Source organism: Phenylobacterium ferrooxidans, assembly GCF_042714595.1.
Lineage (GTDB): Bacteria > Pseudomonadota > Alphaproteobacteria > Caulobacterales > Caulobacteraceae > Phenylobacterium > Phenylobacterium ferrooxidans.
In genome coordinates this window covers 38,683-54,682 of the sequence record NZ_JAOTJD010000033.1, presented here as the reverse complement: position 1 = coordinate 54,682, position 16,000 = coordinate 38,683, and the positions used below count along the sequence as shown (strand labels likewise).

Here is a 16,000-nt window from a genome sequence, read left to right as displayed (position 1 = left end):
CGACGCGGGCTGGCCGCAGATCGATCGCGAGGGCGCGCGATGGCGCGTGCGGACCCGCCAGGCCTCGCTCCTGGCGCCGATCCTGGTCAACGCCACGGGCGCCTGGGCCGACGAAACCGCCCAGGCCGCCGGGCTTGCGCCGATAGGCCTGACGCCACGGCTGAGGACCGCCATCCTGGTCGACGCGCCCCGTGAGATCGGCTTCCATGACTGGCCGGTGGTGAAGGACATCGAAGAGCGCTTCTACTTCCGCCCCTTCGGCGGGCGGCTGCTGATCACCCCGGCCGATGAGGCGCCGAGCCCACCCTGTGACGCGACCCCCGACGAGCTGGACATCGCCTGCGCCATGCTGCGCTTCCATGATGTGGCCGATCATCCGGTGACTCGAATCCACCACCGCTGGGCGGGTCTGCGCACCTTCGCCTCCGATCGCGCCCCGGTGATCGGCTGGTCGCAGGCCGCGCCAGGGTTCTTCTGGCTGGCCGGGCTGGGGGGCTTTGGGATCCAGACCACCCCAGCCGTATCTCGACTGGCGGCCGCCCTGGTGCGAGGCCGCCGCCCGCCTCAGGACTTGTCCGACCACGGCGTGGACGCTGAGATCTACAGCCCCGCCCGTTTGGAGCAGTCCTGGGCCGCCTCCGTCCCGTCCCTCGCCGCCCGCATCGACGGAAGCGCGCTGGTGGGCCCGGTAGGACTCGAACCTACAACCAGACCGTTATGAGCGGTCGGCTCTAACCATTGAGCTACAGGCCCCTGCAGCGACGGGGCGGGTTACCATGGGCTGCACGACCATTAAAGCCGCCGTTCAGCTTGGCCTTGTCATCAGGGAACCCAGCGCCGCGTTCACCGTTCAAATGCGGGGTGGTACAGTCAAGCTCGCACCCTCTGGGAGATACCTATGAAAACCTTCGTCCGCGCCGGCGCCCTCAGCCTGCTCCTGGCCACCACGATCGCGGCCCCCGCCGCCCTGGCCCAGGCCGCCCAGCCCGCCGCCGACTCCATGTTCCGGGCCACCACCCTGAACCTCTCGGCCTATGGCGAGAGCCGCGTCGCGCCGGACATGGCCACCATCAATCTCGGTGTGAACACCGAGGCCCCGACCGCCTCGGCCGCCATGGCCGCCAACGCGACCCAGATGAACAAGATTTTCGCGGCCCTGCGCCGCGCCGGCATCGCCGACAAGGACATCCAGACCTCGGGCCTCAACCTCAACGCCCAGTATGACTATGTGGAGAACAACCCGCCCCGCCTGCGTGGCTATCAGGCGACCAACCAGGTCACCGTCACCGTCCGTGACCTGGCCCGCCTGGGCTCGGCCGTCGACGCCACGGTCAGCGCCGGCGCCAACCAGGTGAACGGCATCTCCTTTGGCCTCACCGATCCCACCGCCGCCGAGAACGCCGCCCGCGAGGCCGCGGTCAAGGCGCTGAGCGACAAGGCCAACCTCTATGCGCGGGCCACCGGCTACCGTGTCGGTCGTCTGGTGACGCTGAGCGAAGGCGGCGGCTACACCCCGCCCTCCCCCATGCCGATGATGGCCACGGCGCGGATGGAAAAGGACAGCTCCACCCCCATCGCCGGCGGCGAGCTGCGGGTGCGCGTGGACGTGACCGGGCTCTACGAGCTGACGCGCTAAACGAGATCTTTCCTCCCTCGTTTACGGGGGAGGAAAGAGGGCGCGGCCTACCGCTTGATCAGGCCGACCTTCTCGAAGGCGAACTTCAGCTTGTCGGCGATCACCACGCCGGGCGGGGTGTTGGGGCCTTCCATCGCCGCGGCGTAGACCAGCTCGTCGTGGGTCTCGACCGGACCGGCCGCCCAGCCCACCGTCCGCCCGCCGTCCGGAGCGCTGGGGCAGCTGATGTTCACCGGCTGGCGGCTCTTTGAGGTCACGTTCAACAGGTCTTCCAGCGTCCGTGTCGCGCCGTTGCAGGCCGGCAGGGCGCGGGCGCAGGTGACGTTGGAGCCGAAGCGGTGGACGATCTCCCCCGAACCGGTCTCGCCGATCAGCACGCAGGTGCCCGGGTCGCCGACCGTGTCGTTGATCGCCGCATCCAGGGCCGCGATATCCACGCCCTTCAGGACCGCCGGCGAGCATGCCGACAGGCTCAGAGCCAGGGCCACCGCCAGGGTCAGGCGCGGGCTCACGCGGCCTGCTTCATCTCGTTGGCGTCGTCCAGCAGCACGACGGTCGGCGAATAGTTGCGGGCCTCCTCGGCCGGCAGCATGCCGTAGGTGACAATGATGACCTTATCGCCCTTCTGGACCAGGCGGGCGGCGGCGCCGTTGACCCCGATCACCTTGGAGCCGCGCGGCGCCTCGATGGCGTAGGTGGTGAAGCGGGCGCCGGTGGTGATGTTCAGCACATCCACCTGCTCGTGCGGCAGGATGCCCGAGGCGTCCAGCAGGGCGCGGTCGATGGCGATGGAGCCTTCATAGTCCATGTCGGCCTGGGTCACCGTCGCACGGTGAAGTTTGGCCTTCATCAGGGTCACCAGCATGGCCGTCCTTACGCACAGGCGCGCGGTCAGCAATCCGCCCCGCGACAGGACTTTCATATAGCCAGTAAGGGGCGCCCGTTCAATTGCCGCGACGCAACATGTTGACCCTGGGTCAACCTCACTCCGCGCCTCGGCTCAATCCTGAGGTGAATTCGTCGGCGCTTTCGGCGCGACACCACCAAATTCACACGCCTGCTGCAACCCCGGGTTAACAGCGAAGCTCAAATGCGCGAGACTTTGACATTGACGTGATGGCGGGGGCCCAATGCGAAATCCCAAGATCCGAGCCTTGATCGTGGCGGGCGCGACGCTCGCCGCGGTGACCGCCAGCGCCCAGGTGGCGCCCACGCCCGCGCCGTCCACCCGTCCTGGCGCGACCCGCCCCCCGCCCCCCGGCGGCGTCGACTGGGCCGGCGCGGTTGGCGGCCTGCGCCAGAGCGGCGGCGGCAATTCCCCAATCGGACGCGGCCTGGATCAGGCCGCGGTGGACAAGACCCGGCTGCCGATCCTGCTGCCCGCCGACCCCGACCTGATGGGCGGCGCGCGGATCTATTCTTTCGGCGACTACTATTCGATCACCGCCAACCTTTCGGGCGCGCGGGTCTCTCTGACCGGCACGGCGCAAACCACGCCCCTGCCGGCGGGCTCCAAGCTGAACCTGCCCAATATCGGGCCCGAGCAACTGGTGGTGCAGCGCACGGTGGACGGCCAGCTGGCCAGCTTCGTCCGCTATGGCGTGCTCTACACCGCCGAACTGCGCTGCGACGCGCCTTCGGACCCCCGCTGCCGGAACGAGACCTATGTGCGCTCCCTGGTGGTCAGGAGCACCGTTGTCGTCATGGGCAAGGCGGCCCGCCAGGCCGCCGGACTTGGGGCCTAGAGCATGTCAGGCGCAAGTGGGCGCCGGTTCGCCGCCCGGACATGCTCTAGATTCAAGAAGATAGACCCTTTTGATCCGATCAGGTTGATTCAACCTGATCGGGAAAGGGTCTAGGAGATGCGCGCGCCTCTGATCTTCCTGATCCTCATCATTCTCGCGGTCCTGGCCCTGGTGGGATACAATTCCGGCTGGTTTGGAACGCCATCCTCCGCGCCGACGCACACCACGGCGGGCGACATCCTGCCGGGAGGGCCCCTGCCCGACGGCGCCACGGCCGAGCCCGATGAACCGGTCGGCGACGGCGGCGCCGAGCAACTCCCCGACGAGGCCCAGGCCGAGGCCCCCGTCGATCCGGTGAAGACCCCCGACGTCCCGTCCGCCGGCAGCTTCGGCCACTTTGCGGCCGGAGACCTGCTGCCGAAGTCCGGCTCCGGCTATCTCGACCGCACCGCCTGGTCGCCCCAGCTCTGCTTCCCCTTCGCCGAGGACGCCTTCGCCAACTCCCAGGTCTATGGGGCCGGCGGCGGCATGGGCCCGCAGGACAAGCCCAGCCAGTGCGACGCCAGCAACTACAGCCTGCCGTGGCGCGACAACTTCTGTGAAAGCCGCGGCCACGCCAGCCCCCTCTGCGCCAACGGCAAGGGCCACCAGGGCCAGGACATCCGCCCGGCCACCTGCAAGAAGGACAAGCACTGGGTGGTGGCCGCCGAGGACGGGATCATCACCGACATGGGGACCTACACCGTCACCCTGACCGGCTCGGCGCCGCCGCACCGCGTCTATCGCTACCTGCACATGCGGATGAACCAGCTGGCGGTGAAGGAAGGCGCCGTGGTCAAGGCCGGCGACAACCTGGGCAAGGCCTCCAACGACTTCGGCGGCACCCCCACCACCATCCACATGCACTTCGAGATCCGCTCCGGCGTCGCCGGGACCTCGACCGACGGCAAGGCGGTGAAGCTGCACACCTTCCTGCCGCCCTATCAGAGCCTGGTGGCCGCCTATGACCGCAAACGCGCGGGTCAGGCTTGTCAGTGACGCGGGACGACGACCTTCCGCCCCGCTGCTGGGGCGTAGGCCTGGTGCGGACGGGCAACACCTCGTTCTGCGAGGCCCTGACCCTGCTAGGCTATGACCCGGTCGCCCAGAGCCCTGGGTTCGAGCAGCTGCGCACCCTGCGAGGCGGCAGCGAGAACGGCGTCGTCCTGCACTACAAGTACCTGGACTACATCTTTCCCGGCTCGAAGTTCGTGCTGATGACCCGACCGCTCGACGCCTGGCTGGCCTCGATGCTCCATGCCCACACCGCTGACCCACGCCCCATCGCCGGCCAGCACGACCGCATCGCTCGGCGCATGGCGATCTACGAGACAGTGGGTTACGACGCAGCGATCCTGACGGCGTCCTTCCACCGCCACCACGCCGATGTTCGCCGCTATTTCGCGGACCGGCCCGACGACCTGCTGGAAATGGACATCACCGCCGGCGACGGCTGGGACAAACTCTGCCCGTTTCTTGGACTGCCGCCCCCCAAGGCCCCCTTCCCGAGGCTAAACGCTGGGGCCACAGCCATCTAAGGATCCTTCTCCCCTTGCCGGGTTGAGCGATGGCACTGCAGAACAGGGTCGGATGGGGGCGGTCTCCCTATCGGATAAACCTTCAACGTCATCCCGGCCGCAGCGAAGCGGAGAGCCGGGACCCAGGGGCCGCGATCAATCCCCCTGGGTCCCGGGTCTCCCCTACGGGTCGCCCGGGATGACGGCAGTTCTTGACCTGAGAGCGCAGCGCCCTCTCATCCGTCCGCTACGCGGACCCCTTCTCCCGGAAGGGAGGAGAGATCGGGCCTACAGCCCGAACGCGTCGCGGATCAGCACCGCGTTCTGCGCCGGGGTCGTCGCCGAGGTGTCGATCTCCAGGTCGTAGGCCCGGCCCTGGTGCACGCGGTCGTATTGCCAGCGGGCCAGCCCGATCTGCCGGTCGCCGCGCGCCCGTTCGCGGGCCTCCAGCGCCTCCAGCGGCGCGAACAGTCCCACGAAGCGGACCTCGAACCCCGACAGCAAGGCGCGATAGTCGGCCTCGTCGGCGGGATCGAGGATCACGTCGTCGACGATCAGCTGGTTCCCCTGCCCGGCCATCGCCGCGATGGCCTGGCGCATGCCGCGCATGGCGGCCTCCATCACCGGCCCGGTGCGGATCGCCACCGAGGGCTTGCCGTCCTCCTCCAGCGTCTCGAAGATCATGCCGTCGGCGTGGCCGAACATCGCCTCGGGCAGCATGTCGAGGAAGGCGTCCATGGCGACATGCAGGAACGGCCGGGCGCAGATCTCCTGCAGCGCCCGGGCCGTCGAACTCTTCCCGGCGCTGCCGCTGCCGTTGAGGATGACGATCTGCACGGGCCGCGACATGGCGCCGACCGTGGCCGAAACAGCCGAGCCCATCAACCGACCCCATGGGGAAACGCCCGGATGTCGGGCTCCACCCACCCGCGTCGCGCCTCGACGGAGAACAGGCGCGGCCGGGTCCAGTAGGCCATCAGCCAGCCGGGTTTTCCCAGCGGCGACACCATCAGGTCGTCCACCACCGCGTGTAGTGGATGATGCTCGGGGTAGCGTCCCAGGAACGCGGCCGCCGCGCCGATCGAGGCCAGCGTGATGGTGTGATGATAGCCCGCCGTGTCAGTGTTCTCGACGCCGGTGGCCTCGTTGTAGGCGCAGATCAGCCCGGGCATGTCGGCCACGACACGCGCCGCGGGCCGGTCCCTCAGCAGCCACAGGCAGGCGGCGAAATGGGCCGCGTGGGTCCATTCCGCCTTGGGCAGGGATCGTTCGATCAGGCCGCGGGCGATGCGGGCGACCGCGTCTTCGGACAGGTAGAACTTGGTCATCAGGGTCTCCTTGAGGGGAAAGCCCGGCGGGCAAAGAAAAACCCCGCCGGCCGGGCGGGGTTGGGGGCTCATTCGAGGAGTTCGGGGCCTATCCCGAACAGATCGCGCGCACCCGCACCGCCGAAGGACGGTGTTGCTGTTGCTGAGCATGGGTCGGGGCGCAGGCCATGGTCACGCTTTGGCGGGGCGGCCCCAGGCTGTCAACCGCGCGCCTACTTGGCGGCGCCGTCCAGGAAGGCGGTCAAGTCGGCCAGGATCGGCGCCTTGTTGCGGAACGGCAGGGACAGGGCCAGCACCGATCCGGCGTGATCGACGCCCGCATAGTGCTTTTCCTCCACCTGTCCGCCCGCCGCGCGGATGGCGGCGGCGAGCATTTTGGTGTTGCGGGGATAGACCGTGCGGTCGGCGTCCCCGGTGGCCAGGAAGGCGGCGGGACTGGACCTTCTGACGTACTGCCCCGGCTGGGTCGCGGCGAGGTCGGCGGCGCTGCCGAAGGTGCGGCGGGTGATCGGCCCGTCGATGGGGATGAAGTCGTAGGGGCCTGACAGACCCGCCACCGCGCGGATGGATTGCGGGTCGACGCCCTGGGCCCTCAGATAGCGCGTATCGAACCCCAGCATCACCGCGTTGTAGGCGCCGGCCGAATGGCCCACCAGGACGATGCGGCTGGGGTCGCCGCCCAGGTCCTTGGCGTGGTCCCTCGCCCAGCGCACCGCGGCTGCGCCATCCTCCAGGAAGCTCGGATAGGTCACCTCGGGATAGATCCGATAGTCCGGCACGACGGTCAGGTAGCCCTGGGCCGCCAGAGCCTGGCCCACCCAGCGATAGTCCTGCCGGCGTCCGGAATCCCAGGACCCACCGTAGAAGAACACCGCCACCGGCGCGGCCGCCTCGGCATTGCGCGGCGCGTAGACGTCCAGCCTCTGGCGCGAGAGCGGGCCGTAGGCGGTCCCCATATCGGCGCGGGTGGCGGGATCCTTGGGCGTGAAGGTGGAGAACAGGGTCAGGGGCGAACAGGCCGCGGTCAGGGCTGCGGTCGCGGCCGCCAGGCCGAGCCGGAGAGGATGGGTCATGGGCGGTCGTCCCGTCGGCTGAGGTTCCAGACCTCTACGCGCGAAGGCCCGCATCAGACGCAAGGCCCCTCGCCTTTTGCTTGACGGCGCCTGCGTCACCCGTCGCAATCAGCTCGTGACCGCGCGGCCGTGCAGCCCGCGCCAACAGGGTGGAAATCAGTATGGACGGCGATCAATCCTTGGGCGGCTTCAACACGGCGGGCCTCGCCCAGATCGCCCCCAACCTGCAGGGCGTGGTGGACGCGGGCGACCTGTCGGGCTTTGTCACCCTGCTGTGGCGCAAGGGCGAGGTCGCCCAGGTCAACACCATCGGCCTGCGCGACATCGCGTCCGGCAAGCCGATGACCCGCGACACCCTGTTCCGCATCGCCTCGATGACCAAGCCGATCACCTCGGTGGCCCTGCTGATGCTGATGGAAGAGGGCAAGGTGAAGCTCGACGACCCCATCACCAAGTGGGCGCCCGAGTTCTCCAACATGAAGGTCCTGAAGGACCCGACCGGGCCGGTGGATCAGGTCTATGACGCGCCGCGCGAGATCACCATTGACGACCTGATGACCCACCGCTCAGGCTTGGCCTATGGCTTCACCTCTGTAGGCCCCATCGCCCACGCCTATGAAAAGGCGCTGGGGTCGCCGATCGGCAATCCCCACGCGCCGGACATCTGGATGGCGCGGCTCGCCGAACTGCCGCTCTCCTACCCGCCGGGCGACCGCTTCCACTACAGCCACGCCACCGACGTGCTGGGCTTCCTGGTGGGCCGCATCGCCGGGATGGGCTTCCGCGAGTTCCTCATGGAGCGGATTTTCCAGCCCCTCGGCATGACCGACACCGACTTCTGGTGTCCGCCGGAGAAGCGCGACCGGATGGCCCACCTCTACCGGGTCAATCCCGAGACCGACAAACTGCAGGACGTCTCCTTCATCCACGAGGACGCGCCCCCGGCCTTCTGCGGCGGCGGCGGCGGCCTGATCTCGACGGCCGACGACTACCTGACCTTCGCGCGCCTGATGCTGAACAAGGGCGAGCTGAACGGCGTGCGCCTGATCAGCCCCGGCACCTTCGACCTGATGACCACGAACCAGCTCACCGACGCCCAGCGCGAGATTCCCTTCATGGGCATCCCCTTCTGGATGGGCCAGGGCTTCGGCCTCGGCGTCTCGGTGATCACCGACCCCGAGAAGCAGGCCTGGATGGGCGCGGGCTCGAAGGGCGCCTTCGGCTGGCCCGGCGCCTTCGGAACCTGGTGGCAGGCCGACCCGGCCGAGGACATGGTCATGCTCTACCTGATCCAGAACTCCATGCCGCTGGGGCCCGAGGCCGCCAGCCAGCTGGCCACCGGCCAACGCATGGGCGGGCGGGTGGCCTTGCCGGTGTTCCAGAAGCTGGTCTACGGCGCGCTCGGAAAGTAGCCCGCTCTAGAAGCCGCTGAGCGGGTCCCGGGCGGCGACGCACATCGCGCGGCCTTCATAGAGGTCGCCGATCAGGCTGCCGTCCCGGGCGGCGGCCTTGCGCGCCTTCTCGTAGGCGATGTTCTCGGCCGGCGCCCGCTCGCCCGGACCGCAGACCGGGGCGGTGACCTTCACGCCTTCGTTGCACAGGCAGAAGTCCTCGCGCTTATCCAGGCGGCTGGCGGGGACCTTGCACACCGCCGGCAGGCTCTGGCCGCCCACATCGATGCAAATTGTTCGTTCGGTCGGCGGGTTGCTCATCGGACCGGCCAGCGCCGCGCCGGCGCAGGCGGCGAGAGCCAGGCCCGCGATCATCGAAATACGCATCACGAAATTTCTCCAGGAATTCGGGAACATGACACGCCACAAAGGTGGCGGGTTTCCGGCGAACAAACAATCAACAGATCGATTGACTCTCAACATATGTGTTGATTATTCTTCGGCCATGACCCCGGCCCCTATACCTCTTCATGTGGCGCCAGAAGACGCCCTCGACGCGGTCTTCTTCGCCCTGTCGGACCCGGTCCGCCGCGCCATCCTGGTGCGTCTGGACGAGGGCGCCCTGCTGGTCTCGGAACTGGCGGCGCCCTTCGACATCTCGCTGCAGGCGGTTTCCCGCCACATCCAGGTCCTGGTCCGGGCGGGCCTCGTCCATCAGGCCCGCAGCGGCCGCATCAGCCGTTGCACCCTGGACGCCGCGCCCCTGCACGACGCCGCCGTCTGGATGAACCGCTACGCCAAGTACTGGCAGGCCGGCTTCGAAACCCTGGCCCAACACCTCCTGCGCCTCGACGACGAGCGCGCCCAATCCAAGAAGGATGACCGGTGATGAACTACGCCCAAGCCAAGGACACCCTGACCGGCCACCGCGCCCAGATCGCCGCCCTGCGCCAGCAGATGCGAGAGGTTCAGCAGGCCATCGAACCGCAACCCGTCGACGACTACGTCTTCCAGACCCTGGATGGGTCGGTGACGCTGTCGCAGCTGTTTGGCGACAAGACCGACCTCTTCGTGATCCACAACATGGGGACCGGCTGCACCAGCTGCACCATGTGGGCCGACGGCTTCAACGGGGTCTATGACCACCTGGCCAGCCGCGCGGCCTTCGTGCTCTCCACCCCCAACACCCCGGCCGTCCAGCGTGACTTCGCCGCCGGCCGGGGCTGGCGCTTCCCGATGGTCAGCCATGAGGGGTCCAGCTTCGCGCAGGACATGGGCTATCGCGGCGAGAACGGCGGCTGGCATCCAGGCGTCTCGGTGTTCCAGAAGCGCGGCGACCAGATCGTGCGCGTCTCGGACGCCGAACTCGGCCCGGGCGACGACTTCTGCATCACCTACCACCTGTTTGACATGATCCCGGAGGGCGTCACCGCCTGGAGCCCGAAATACGCCTACGCCTGACCGTTCACCATCTTCGCTGGCGAAGCCTTTACCGCGGGGGTTCAGGGTTAGTTTCACGGAGGGCCTGACCATGAACCCCATCGCCACGGCGCAGTACGGCCTGTTCGCCGCCAGCCAACGCTTCGAAGCCTCCGCCCAGCGGACGGTCCGCATGGGCGATCCGGCCTTCAGCGTGGACTACGCCCACGAGGTGGTCGAGCAGATCACCGCCAAGCACGAGTTCAGCGCCAACCTGGCGGTGATCGGGACCGCGGGCGAGATGACCGACAGCCTGCTGGACATCCTGGCCTAGGGCCGTTAGCGCGGACGCATGTCGACGCGCCCGCTTTTCGTCACCCAGGTCTACGAAGCCTCCCTCGCCGCCGAGAAGGGGTTCGAGGGCTTCAACGCCGAACTCGAAGACGCCTGCCGCATGCTGGCCGACGAGGACATGGCCGGTCAGGCCTGGTGCAAGGCCAACGCCTATGGCGGCTACACCTCCTACGCCTCCCTCGACGACCTGCCGCAGCGCGCCACCGTCTTCGGCGACCTGAAGACCCGGCTCGACAGGCACGCCAAGGCCTTCGCCGCGGCCCTGCAGATGGACCTGGGCGGCGGCCGGCTGAAGCTGGACAGCCTGTGGGTCAATATCCTCAAGCCCGGCGCGGCCCACTCCGGCCACATCCATCCCCACAGCGTGCTCTCCGGCACCGTCTATGTGGCCACGCCGAAGGGGGCGAGCGCCCTGAAGCTGGAGGACCCGCGCCTGCCGCTGATGATGGCCGCCCCGCCGCGCCTGTCCGACGCCGACGAGACCGCCAGGACCTTCGTCTATCTGCGGCCCGAGCCGGGAAGCCTGATCCTCTGGGAAAGCTGGTTGCGCCACGAGGTCCCGCCCAACGCCGCCAAGCGCGAGCGGATCTCCATCAGCTTCAACTACGGCTGGCGCTAGCGACTTCGTCCCGTACCGGGTTCCGCAAAGCCGGGGCCGAATGTCACCACCGCGCCGCGTGCGGGCTTCAACCTTTGGCGCGCATGTGATGGGGTGTGGCGCATGGACACCGCGGGGTTGGAACGGCGAGACGCGCTGTCGACCGCCCCACTCTCCTTCCGGGTCGGCCGGGGCCTGGTGGTGGTGTTCCGCTACGGCGTGGCCGTGCTCATCGGCCTGGACCCCATCGCCGAGGACGAGGTGCTGCGCGGCATCCGCCCCCGGGTGCACGGCCAACTCGTCCTGCAGGAGGAAGAGACCATCCGCCTGGCCGCCGGCAATGACCAGGACGAGGGCGTGCAGCCCGACGGGGTGGTGCGCATCGGCGCCCTTTCGCCCGACAAGCTGCTGGTGGTGGCCGACGCCTTGGCCAAGAGCGCCGCCCTGGCCAGTGACGAGCGCCAGGTGGCCCAGGTGTTCGACACCATCGAGCCCTGGGCCCGCTTTCTCGCCGAGCGTGGCCGCAGCCCCAGCGGCCGGCGCGCCATGGTCCGCCTGATCGGCTCGGCCCTGCTGGTGCAGCATCGGGTGGCCGAGCGAGTGGCGGTGCGCGAGAAGCCCGACATCCTCTGGGACCGTCCCGACCTGGAACGGCTCTATGCGCGGCTGGAGGACGAATACGAATTGGTGGAGCGGGCCGAGACCCTGGGCCGCAAGCTGGACCTGATCGGCGACACCGTGACCGTCATGACCGACCTCATCGACACCGAACGCTCCCTGCGACTGGAGGCCATCGTGGTGGGGCTGATCCTGCTGGAGGTGGCGCTCACCCTCTACCAGATGGCCACCGGCGCGACGCACTGAGGATCAGCGCTCAAGAAAAAGCCCACCCCAGCGCGTGGCTGGGGCGGGCGTTCTCAACAGATCGCGAGTGAAAGCCCTAGCTGTCGAGGAAGCTGCGCAGCTTCCGCGAGCGGCTCGGGTGCTTCAACTTGCGCAGCGCCTTGGCCTCGATCTGACGGATGCGTTCGCGGGTCACGCTGAACTGCTGGCCCACTTCCTCAAGGGTGTGGTCGGTGTTCATGCCGATGCCGAAGCGCATGCGCAGGACGCGTTCCTCGCGAGGCGTCAGCGAGGCCAGCACGCGGGTGGTGGTTTCCCGCAGGTTGGACTGGATGGCCGCGTCGATGGGCAGGATGGCGTTCTTGTCCTCGATGAAGTCGCCCAGGTGGCTGTCTTCCTCGTCCCCGATCGGGGTTTCCAGGCTGATCGGCTCCTTGGCGATCTTCAGGACCTTGCGGACCTTTTCCAGGGGCATGGCCAGCTTCTCGGCCAGCTCCTCCGGGGTCGGCTCGCGGCCGATCTCGTGCAGCATCTGCCGGCTGGTGCGGACGATCTTGTTGATCGTCTCGATCATGTGCACCGGGATGCGGATCGTGCGGGCCTGGTCGGCGATGGAGCGGGTGATCGCCTGACGGATCCACCAGGTGGCGTAGGTCGAGAACTTGTAGCCCCGGCGGTACTCGAACTTATCGACCGCCTTCATCAGGCCGATATTGCCTTCCTGAATGAGATCAAGGAATTGCAGGCCGCGGTTGGTGTACTTCTTGGCGATCGAGATCACCAGGCGCAGGTTGGCCTCGACCATTTCCTTCTTGGCCTGACGGGCCTCGCGCTCGCCCTTCTGCACGGTCTGGACGATGCGGCGGTAGTCGTCGATCGGCACGCCGGTTTCGGTGGCGAGCGCGGCGATCTCGTGACGGATGTCGCCGATCTGGCTGGCGTCATTCTCGACGAACTTTGTCCAGCGCACGCCGAGCGGCTTGACCTGATCGCCCCAGGCCGGGTTCAGCTCGGAGCCGAAATAGGCCTTCAGGAACTCGTTGCGGCTGATGCCGTAGCTGTCGGCCAGGCGCAGCAGGCGGCCTTCCAGACCCATGAGGCGCTTGTTGATCGCGTAGAGCTGCTCGACCAGGGCCTCGATGCGGTTGTTGTTCAGCTTCAGCGTCTTCAGGTGCTGAACGATGGCCAGGCTGGCGGTCTCATAGGCCTTGCGATCGGCGTCGGAGAGGTCTTCGCCCTTCAGGCGCTTGCCGACCAGCTTCTCCTGCAGGGCGCGGAAGGCGTCGAATTCCGAGGCGATGGCGTCCAGGGTCACCATGACCCCTTCGCGCAGCTCGCCTTCCATGGCGCTGATCGTGGGACCGGCGCCATCATCGAAGTCGTCGTCGTCGTCGCTCTCGCCCTTGGCCACGGCCTCGCCGTCGGCGGTGACCTCGGCCTCGGCCTCTTCGGCCTCTTCTTCCTCAGGCGGCGCGTTGGCCAGGGCCTCGGCGGCGGCGGCGGCGTTGATGCCGTTATAGGTCAGGTCGAGGTCGATGACCTCGCGCAGCAGGATGCGGCCGGTGCCCAGCTCCTCGCGCCAAACCATGATGGCTTCGAAGGTGAGCGCGCTTTCGCACAGGCCGCGGATCATGGTGTCGCGGCCGGCTTCGATCCGCTTGGCGATGGCGATTTCGCCCTCGCGCGACAGCAACTCCACCGAGCCCATCTCGCGCAGATACATGCGCACGGGGTCGTCGGTGCGGTCGTAGGCGGCTTCCTTGGGGGTCTCGACGACCGCGGTCTCCTCGCGGACCGCGACCTCGCCGCCCTCGGCGTCTTCCTCGGCCTCGACGACGTTGACGCCCATTTCCGACAGCATGGCCAGGGTGTCTTCGATGGCCTCGGAGGTGACTTCCTCGCTCGGCAGCACCTTGTTCAGCTCGTCCATGGTGACGTAGCCGCGGGCCTTGGCCTGCTTGATGAACTTCTTGACGCCGGCATCGGTCAGGTCGAGCAGGGGCCCGTCGCCGCCAGTGGTTTCCGTCGGTTCAGCTTCAGCCGTGGTCGTGCTCATCTAGGTCTCCGATTCAGCCGCAAACCCCCTGCAAGGGTCGGGCCGAAGATGGTGAATGGCGGTCAAAACTGGATCGCACCTAAATACGACCCGTCATCCGCCCTAATCGTTCCATTCTCTGATCGCGCGTTTCAGTGCGTCGCGTTCACCCTTCAGGCGCTCGAGGACCTCCATATCGGAGCGACCGCGAAGGTTGCCCTTGGCGGATCCGATAGCCTCGTCGAGCGCCGCCAACCTCGAAAGACGGGCGAAGGCCTGCGACCACTGCGATCTAGCGGCTTCGAGGGAGACATCCGATTTCATGAAGGGCGCGCCCGCTTGCGATGCGGCCCGGTCGATGTCTGTCAGTAGCGCGTTAAACCCGCAGGATGCGAGATGGCGTGTCAGGGTGGCAGAGTCAAGATGTTCAGCGTCCAGCCGCAGGCGGATGATTTCCTTCGCCAATTGCGAAAGGACCGGATCGCCGAACCCCCGGGCGGTGAAGGACTCCTCCAGATGGTCGTCCAAAATCGCCGGGTCGTTGATGGCGTATTGAGCGAGAGCCGCCAGGATCGGATCCAGCCGGGAGCTTTGCGCCACCATGGTTCGGGTCTCGGCCAGGGCCGATTGCGGACGCAACATTTCGTCCTCGGGCTTCCAGAACTTGCCACGCGTATAGGGGCGCCGGGCCTGCTGCGGCTGGAACGCCGGCTGCGGCTGGCGTCCAAAGGCCGCGTCGAACCGTCGCAGAAATTCCTCGCGATAGGCCTGCTGTAGGTCCTTGTCGGCGATAGTGGCCGCGATCTGCCGCAGGCGCCCCTTGAAGCCGGCCTTGCGCTCCGGCGTGTCCAGGTTCTCCAGGTCGCGCTCGCGGGCGAACAGGGCGTCGACGAAGGGGATGGTGTCGGCCAGTTGACTGCGCAGGGCGGCGGGCCCCTGCTCGCGCAGCACCTCGTCGGGGTCCTTGCCGCCTTCCACCACCGCGAACTGGAAGCTCTTACCGGGCTTGAGGATCGGGAGGGCCCGGTCGATGGCCCTGCTGACCGCCTGGACGCCCGCCCGGTCACCGTCGAAACAGAGGGTCGGCTCGGCGTGATGACGCCACAGCAGCTCCATCTGCTCTTCGGTCAGGGCCGTACCCATGGGCGCCACGGCGGCGATCCCCGCGCGCTGGCAGGCGATGGCGTCCATATAGCCCTCCACCACCGCCAGAGGCGGGGTCTCGCCCGAGGGCGCGGCGGCCAGGATCTTGCGGCTCTCGGCCAGGCCGTAGAGCAGGTGGCCCTTGTGGAAGAGCGAGGTCTCCGGCCCGTTCAGGTACTTGGCCCGGGCCTGCGGATCCATGGCCCGGCCGCCGAAGGAGACGACGCGGCCCCGCGCATCGGTGATGGGGAAGATGATGCGGTCGCGGAAGCGGTCATAGGGCGCCCCGCCGTCCTCGGGGGCGATCAGCATGCCGGTTTCCACCAGTTCGCCCGAATGGGCGCCCTTGGCGATCAGGTAGTCCTTCAGGGCGGTGCGGCCACCGGGGGAAAAGCCCAGGCGAAAGCGGGCCCACTCGCTCTCGGGAAGCCCCCGGCGCTCCAGGTAGTCACGCGCCGCCTTGCCCACCGGGCGGCGAAGCTCGGCCTCGAACCACTGCGCCGCCAGCTCCAGCCAGTCCGACAAGCTCTGGCGGACCTTTTCCTGCTCGGCGGCGCGGGGATCGACGGCCGGCAGCGGCACACCCGCCTCGGCGGCCAGCCGCTCGACGGCCTCCACGAAGGTCAGCCGCTCTGTCTCCTGCAGGAAGCTGATCAGGTCGCCGGTCTTGCCGGACGAGAAGTCGAAGAACTGCCCCTTGTCGTCGTTGACGTAGAAGGAGGGCGTCTTCTCCTTGGTGAAGGGCGACAGGCCGACATACTCACGCCCCTGCTTCCGCAGCTTCACCGTCTTGCCGATGACATCGGACGGGCGAAGGCGGGACTTGATCTCGTCGAGGAAGCGTTCGTCGAAGCGCACGGCCTATCTAGGCGCTCGCTG

19 protein-coding genes and 1 tRNA gene are annotated in these 16,000 nt (G+C 67.9%); 11 read left to right on the top strand and 9 right to left on the bottom strand.

What is annotated here, in order from left to right:
* The first annotated feature begins 19 nt into the window (after positions 1–19).
* Entirely contained in the window at positions 20–721 is a 702-nt protein-coding gene (locus OCL97_RS16195; RefSeq protein WP_377370906.1) for an NAD(P)/FAD-dependent oxidoreductase, read from the top strand.
* Here the strand turns inward: OCL97_RS16195 and OCL97_RS16190 are convergent.
* Positions 678–753 (bottom strand) — tRNA-Ile (locus OCL97_RS16190). The two genes, OCL97_RS16195 and OCL97_RS16190, sit on opposite strands and share 44 nt — an antisense overlap.
* A gap of 145 nt (positions 754–898) precedes the next feature.
* Here OCL97_RS16190 and OCL97_RS16185 point away from each other — a divergent pair.
* Positions 899–1,636, top strand: a complete 738-nt coding sequence (locus tag OCL97_RS16185; protein WP_377370905.1) for an SIMPL domain-containing protein — start codon at positions 899–901, stop codon at positions 1,634–1,636.
* 47 nt (positions 1,637–1,683) lie between these two features.
* Here the strand turns inward: OCL97_RS16185 and OCL97_RS16180 are convergent, their stop codons facing one another.
* Both OCL97_RS16180 and panD read right to left on the bottom strand, forming a co-directional pair.
* Positions 1,684–2,148 carry a hypothetical protein gene (locus tag OCL97_RS16180; RefSeq protein WP_377370904.1) on the bottom strand — a complete coding sequence of 155 codons (465 nt, stop codon included), beginning with the start codon at positions 2,146–2,148 and terminating at the stop codon, positions 1,684–1,686.
* A complete protein-coding gene (gene panD / locus OCL97_RS16175; protein ID WP_304774891.1) occupies positions 2,145–2,501 on the bottom strand; it encodes an aspartate 1-decarboxylase in 357 nt (118 codons plus the stop codon). The genes OCL97_RS16180 and panD overlap by 4 nt, the downstream gene beginning before the upstream one ends.
* A gap of 265 nt (positions 2,502–2,766) precedes the next feature.
* Here panD and OCL97_RS16170 point away from each other — a divergent pair, with 265 nt between their 5' ends.
* From OCL97_RS16170 to OCL97_RS16160, 3 genes are all read left to right on the top strand, one after another.
* Positions 2,767–3,381 (top strand): hypothetical protein, encoded by a 615-nt coding sequence (locus tag OCL97_RS16170; RefSeq protein WP_377370903.1) that lies wholly within the window; start codon positions 2,767–2,769, stop codon positions 3,379–3,381.
* Between the two features lie 117 nt (positions 3,382–3,498).
* A complete protein-coding gene (locus OCL97_RS16165; RefSeq protein WP_377370902.1) occupies positions 3,499–4,419 on the top strand; it encodes a M23 family metallopeptidase in 921 nt (306 codons plus the stop codon).
* On the top strand, positions 4,416–4,958 hold the full coding sequence (locus OCL97_RS16160; protein ID WP_377370901.1) for a sulfotransferase family protein: 543 nt from the start codon (positions 4,416–4,418) through the stop codon (positions 4,956–4,958). The genes OCL97_RS16165 and OCL97_RS16160 overlap by 4 nt, the downstream gene beginning before the upstream one ends.
* A gap of 267 nt (positions 4,959–5,225) precedes the next feature.
* Here the strand turns inward: OCL97_RS16160 and OCL97_RS16155 are convergent, their stop codons facing one another.
* From OCL97_RS16155 to OCL97_RS16145, 3 genes are all read right to left on the bottom strand, one after another.
* Positions 5,226–5,819 carry a chloramphenicol phosphotransferase CPT family protein gene (locus OCL97_RS16155; protein ID WP_377370900.1) on the bottom strand — a complete coding sequence of 198 codons (594 nt, stop codon included), beginning with the start codon at positions 5,817–5,819 and terminating at the stop codon, positions 5,226–5,228.
* The gene (locus OCL97_RS16150; RefSeq protein ID WP_377370899.1) at positions 5,819–6,265 is read right to left on the bottom strand and encodes a hypothetical protein; all 447 of its coding nucleotides are present in this window, start codon (positions 6,263–6,265) and stop codon (positions 5,819–5,821) included. The genes OCL97_RS16155 and OCL97_RS16150 overlap by 1 nt, the downstream gene beginning before the upstream one ends.
* 212 nt (positions 6,266–6,477) lie before the next feature.
* Positions 6,478–7,338, bottom strand: coding sequence for an alpha/beta hydrolase (locus OCL97_RS16145; protein ID WP_377370898.1), 861 nt, complete (start codon positions 7,336–7,338; stop codon positions 6,478–6,480).
* A gap of 161 nt (positions 7,339–7,499) precedes the next feature.
* On the opposite strand from OCL97_RS16145, the gene OCL97_RS16140 reads away from it, so the two are divergent.
* The gene (locus OCL97_RS16140) at positions 7,500–8,750 is read left to right on the top strand and encodes a serine hydrolase domain-containing protein (protein ID WP_377370897.1); all 1,251 of its coding nucleotides are present in this window, start codon (positions 7,500–7,502) and stop codon (positions 8,748–8,750) included.
* Between the two features lie 6 nt (positions 8,751–8,756).
* On the opposite strand, the gene OCL97_RS16135 is transcribed toward OCL97_RS16140, so the two are convergent.
* Positions 8,757–9,116 carry a hypothetical protein gene (locus OCL97_RS16135; protein ID WP_377370896.1) on the bottom strand — a complete coding sequence of 120 codons (360 nt, stop codon included), beginning with the start codon at positions 9,114–9,116 and terminating at the stop codon, positions 8,757–8,759.
* 145 nt (positions 9,117–9,261) lie between these two features.
* Between OCL97_RS16135 and OCL97_RS16130 the strand changes: the two genes are divergently transcribed.
* The 5 genes from OCL97_RS16130 to OCL97_RS16110 all read left to right on the top strand — a co-directional run bounded on the left by OCL97_RS16130 (position 9,262) and on the right by OCL97_RS16110 (position 11,964).
* Entirely contained in the window at positions 9,262–9,618 is a 357-nt protein-coding gene (locus OCL97_RS16130; protein ID WP_377370895.1) for an ArsR/SmtB family transcription factor, read from the top strand.
* Positions 9,618–10,190, top strand: a complete 573-nt coding sequence (locus OCL97_RS16125) for a DUF899 family protein (RefSeq protein ID WP_377370894.1) — start codon at positions 9,618–9,620, stop codon at positions 10,188–10,190. The genes OCL97_RS16130 and OCL97_RS16125 overlap by 1 nt, the downstream gene beginning before the upstream one ends.
* Before the next feature lie 70 nt (positions 10,191–10,260).
* Positions 10,261–10,482, top strand: coding sequence for a flagellar hook protein FlgE (locus OCL97_RS16120; RefSeq protein ID WP_377370893.1), 222 nt, complete (start codon positions 10,261–10,263; stop codon positions 10,480–10,482).
* Positions 10,483–10,500: 18 nt separating this feature from the next.
* A complete protein-coding gene (locus tag OCL97_RS16115; protein ID WP_377370892.1) occupies positions 10,501–11,121 on the top strand; it encodes a TIGR02466 family protein in 621 nt (206 codons plus the stop codon).
* A gap of 102 nt (positions 11,122–11,223) precedes the next feature.
* Complete coding sequence (locus tag OCL97_RS16110; RefSeq protein WP_377370891.1) at positions 11,224–11,964, top strand: RMD1 family protein; 741 nt, start codon at positions 11,224–11,226, stop codon at positions 11,962–11,964.
* A 76-nt stretch (positions 11,965–12,040) separates the two neighbouring features.
* On the opposite strand, the gene rpoD is transcribed toward OCL97_RS16110, so the two are convergent.
* Together rpoD and dnaG are read right to left on the bottom strand one after the other, a co-directional pair.
* Positions 12,041–13,999, bottom strand: a complete 1,959-nt coding sequence (rpoD, locus tag OCL97_RS16105; RefSeq protein ID WP_305663982.1) for an RNA polymerase sigma factor RpoD — start codon at positions 13,997–13,999, stop codon at positions 12,041–12,043.
* Positions 14,000–14,101: 102 nt separating this feature from the next.
* Positions 14,102–15,979 (bottom strand): DNA primase, encoded by a 1,878-nt coding sequence (gene dnaG / locus OCL97_RS16100; RefSeq protein WP_377370890.1) that lies wholly within the window; start codon positions 15,977–15,979, stop codon positions 14,102–14,104.
* Between the last annotated feature and the right edge of the window lie 21 nt (positions 15,980–16,000).

What these genes read in the sequence shown, in the direction of transcription:
- OCL97_RS16185 (WP_377370905.1), top strand. Translation starts at nt 899, where the DNA reads ATGAAAACCTTCGTCCGCGCCGGCGCCCTCAGCCTGCTCCTGGCCACC.
- panD (WP_304774891.1), bottom strand. Translation starts at nt 2,501, where the DNA reads ATGCTGGTGACCCTGATGAAGGCCAAACTTCACCGTGCGACGGTGACC.
- OCL97_RS16170 (WP_377370903.1), top strand. Translation starts at nt 2,767, where the DNA reads ATGCGAAATCCCAAGATCCGAGCCTTGATCGTGGCGGGCGCGACGCTC.
- OCL97_RS16165 (WP_377370902.1), top strand. Translation starts at nt 3,499, where the DNA reads ATGCGCGCGCCTCTGATCTTCCTGATCCTCATCATTCTCGCGGTCCTG.
- OCL97_RS16155 (WP_377370900.1), bottom strand. Translation starts at nt 5,819, where the DNA reads ATGGGCTCGGCTGTTTCGGCCACGGTCGGCGCCATGTCGCGGCCCGTG.
- OCL97_RS16150 (WP_377370899.1), bottom strand. Translation starts at nt 6,265, where the DNA reads ATGACCAAGTTCTACCTGTCCGAAGACGCGGTCGCCCGCATCGCCCGC.
- OCL97_RS16145 (WP_377370898.1), bottom strand. Translation starts at nt 7,338, where the DNA reads ATGACCCATCCTCTCCGGCTCGGCCTGGCGGCCGCGACCGCAGCCCTG.
- OCL97_RS16140 (WP_377370897.1), top strand. Translation starts at nt 7,500, where the DNA reads ATGGACGGCGATCAATCCTTGGGCGGCTTCAACACGGCGGGCCTCGCC.
- OCL97_RS16135 (WP_377370896.1), bottom strand. Translation starts at nt 9,116, where the DNA reads ATGCGTATTTCGATGATCGCGGGCCTGGCTCTCGCCGCCTGCGCCGGC.
- OCL97_RS16125 (WP_377370894.1), top strand. Translation starts at nt 9,618, where the DNA reads ATGAACTACGCCCAAGCCAAGGACACCCTGACCGGCCACCGCGCCCAG.
- OCL97_RS16120 (WP_377370893.1), top strand. Translation starts at nt 10,261, where the DNA reads ATGAACCCCATCGCCACGGCGCAGTACGGCCTGTTCGCCGCCAGCCAA.
- OCL97_RS16115 (WP_377370892.1), top strand. Translation starts at nt 10,501, where the DNA reads ATGTCGACGCGCCCGCTTTTCGTCACCCAGGTCTACGAAGCCTCCCTC.
- OCL97_RS16110 (WP_377370891.1), top strand. Translation starts at nt 11,224, where the DNA reads ATGGACACCGCGGGGTTGGAACGGCGAGACGCGCTGTCGACCGCCCCA.
- rpoD (WP_305663982.1), bottom strand. Translation starts at nt 13,999, where the DNA reads ATGAGCACGACCACGGCTGAAGCTGAACCGACGGAAACCACTGGCGGC.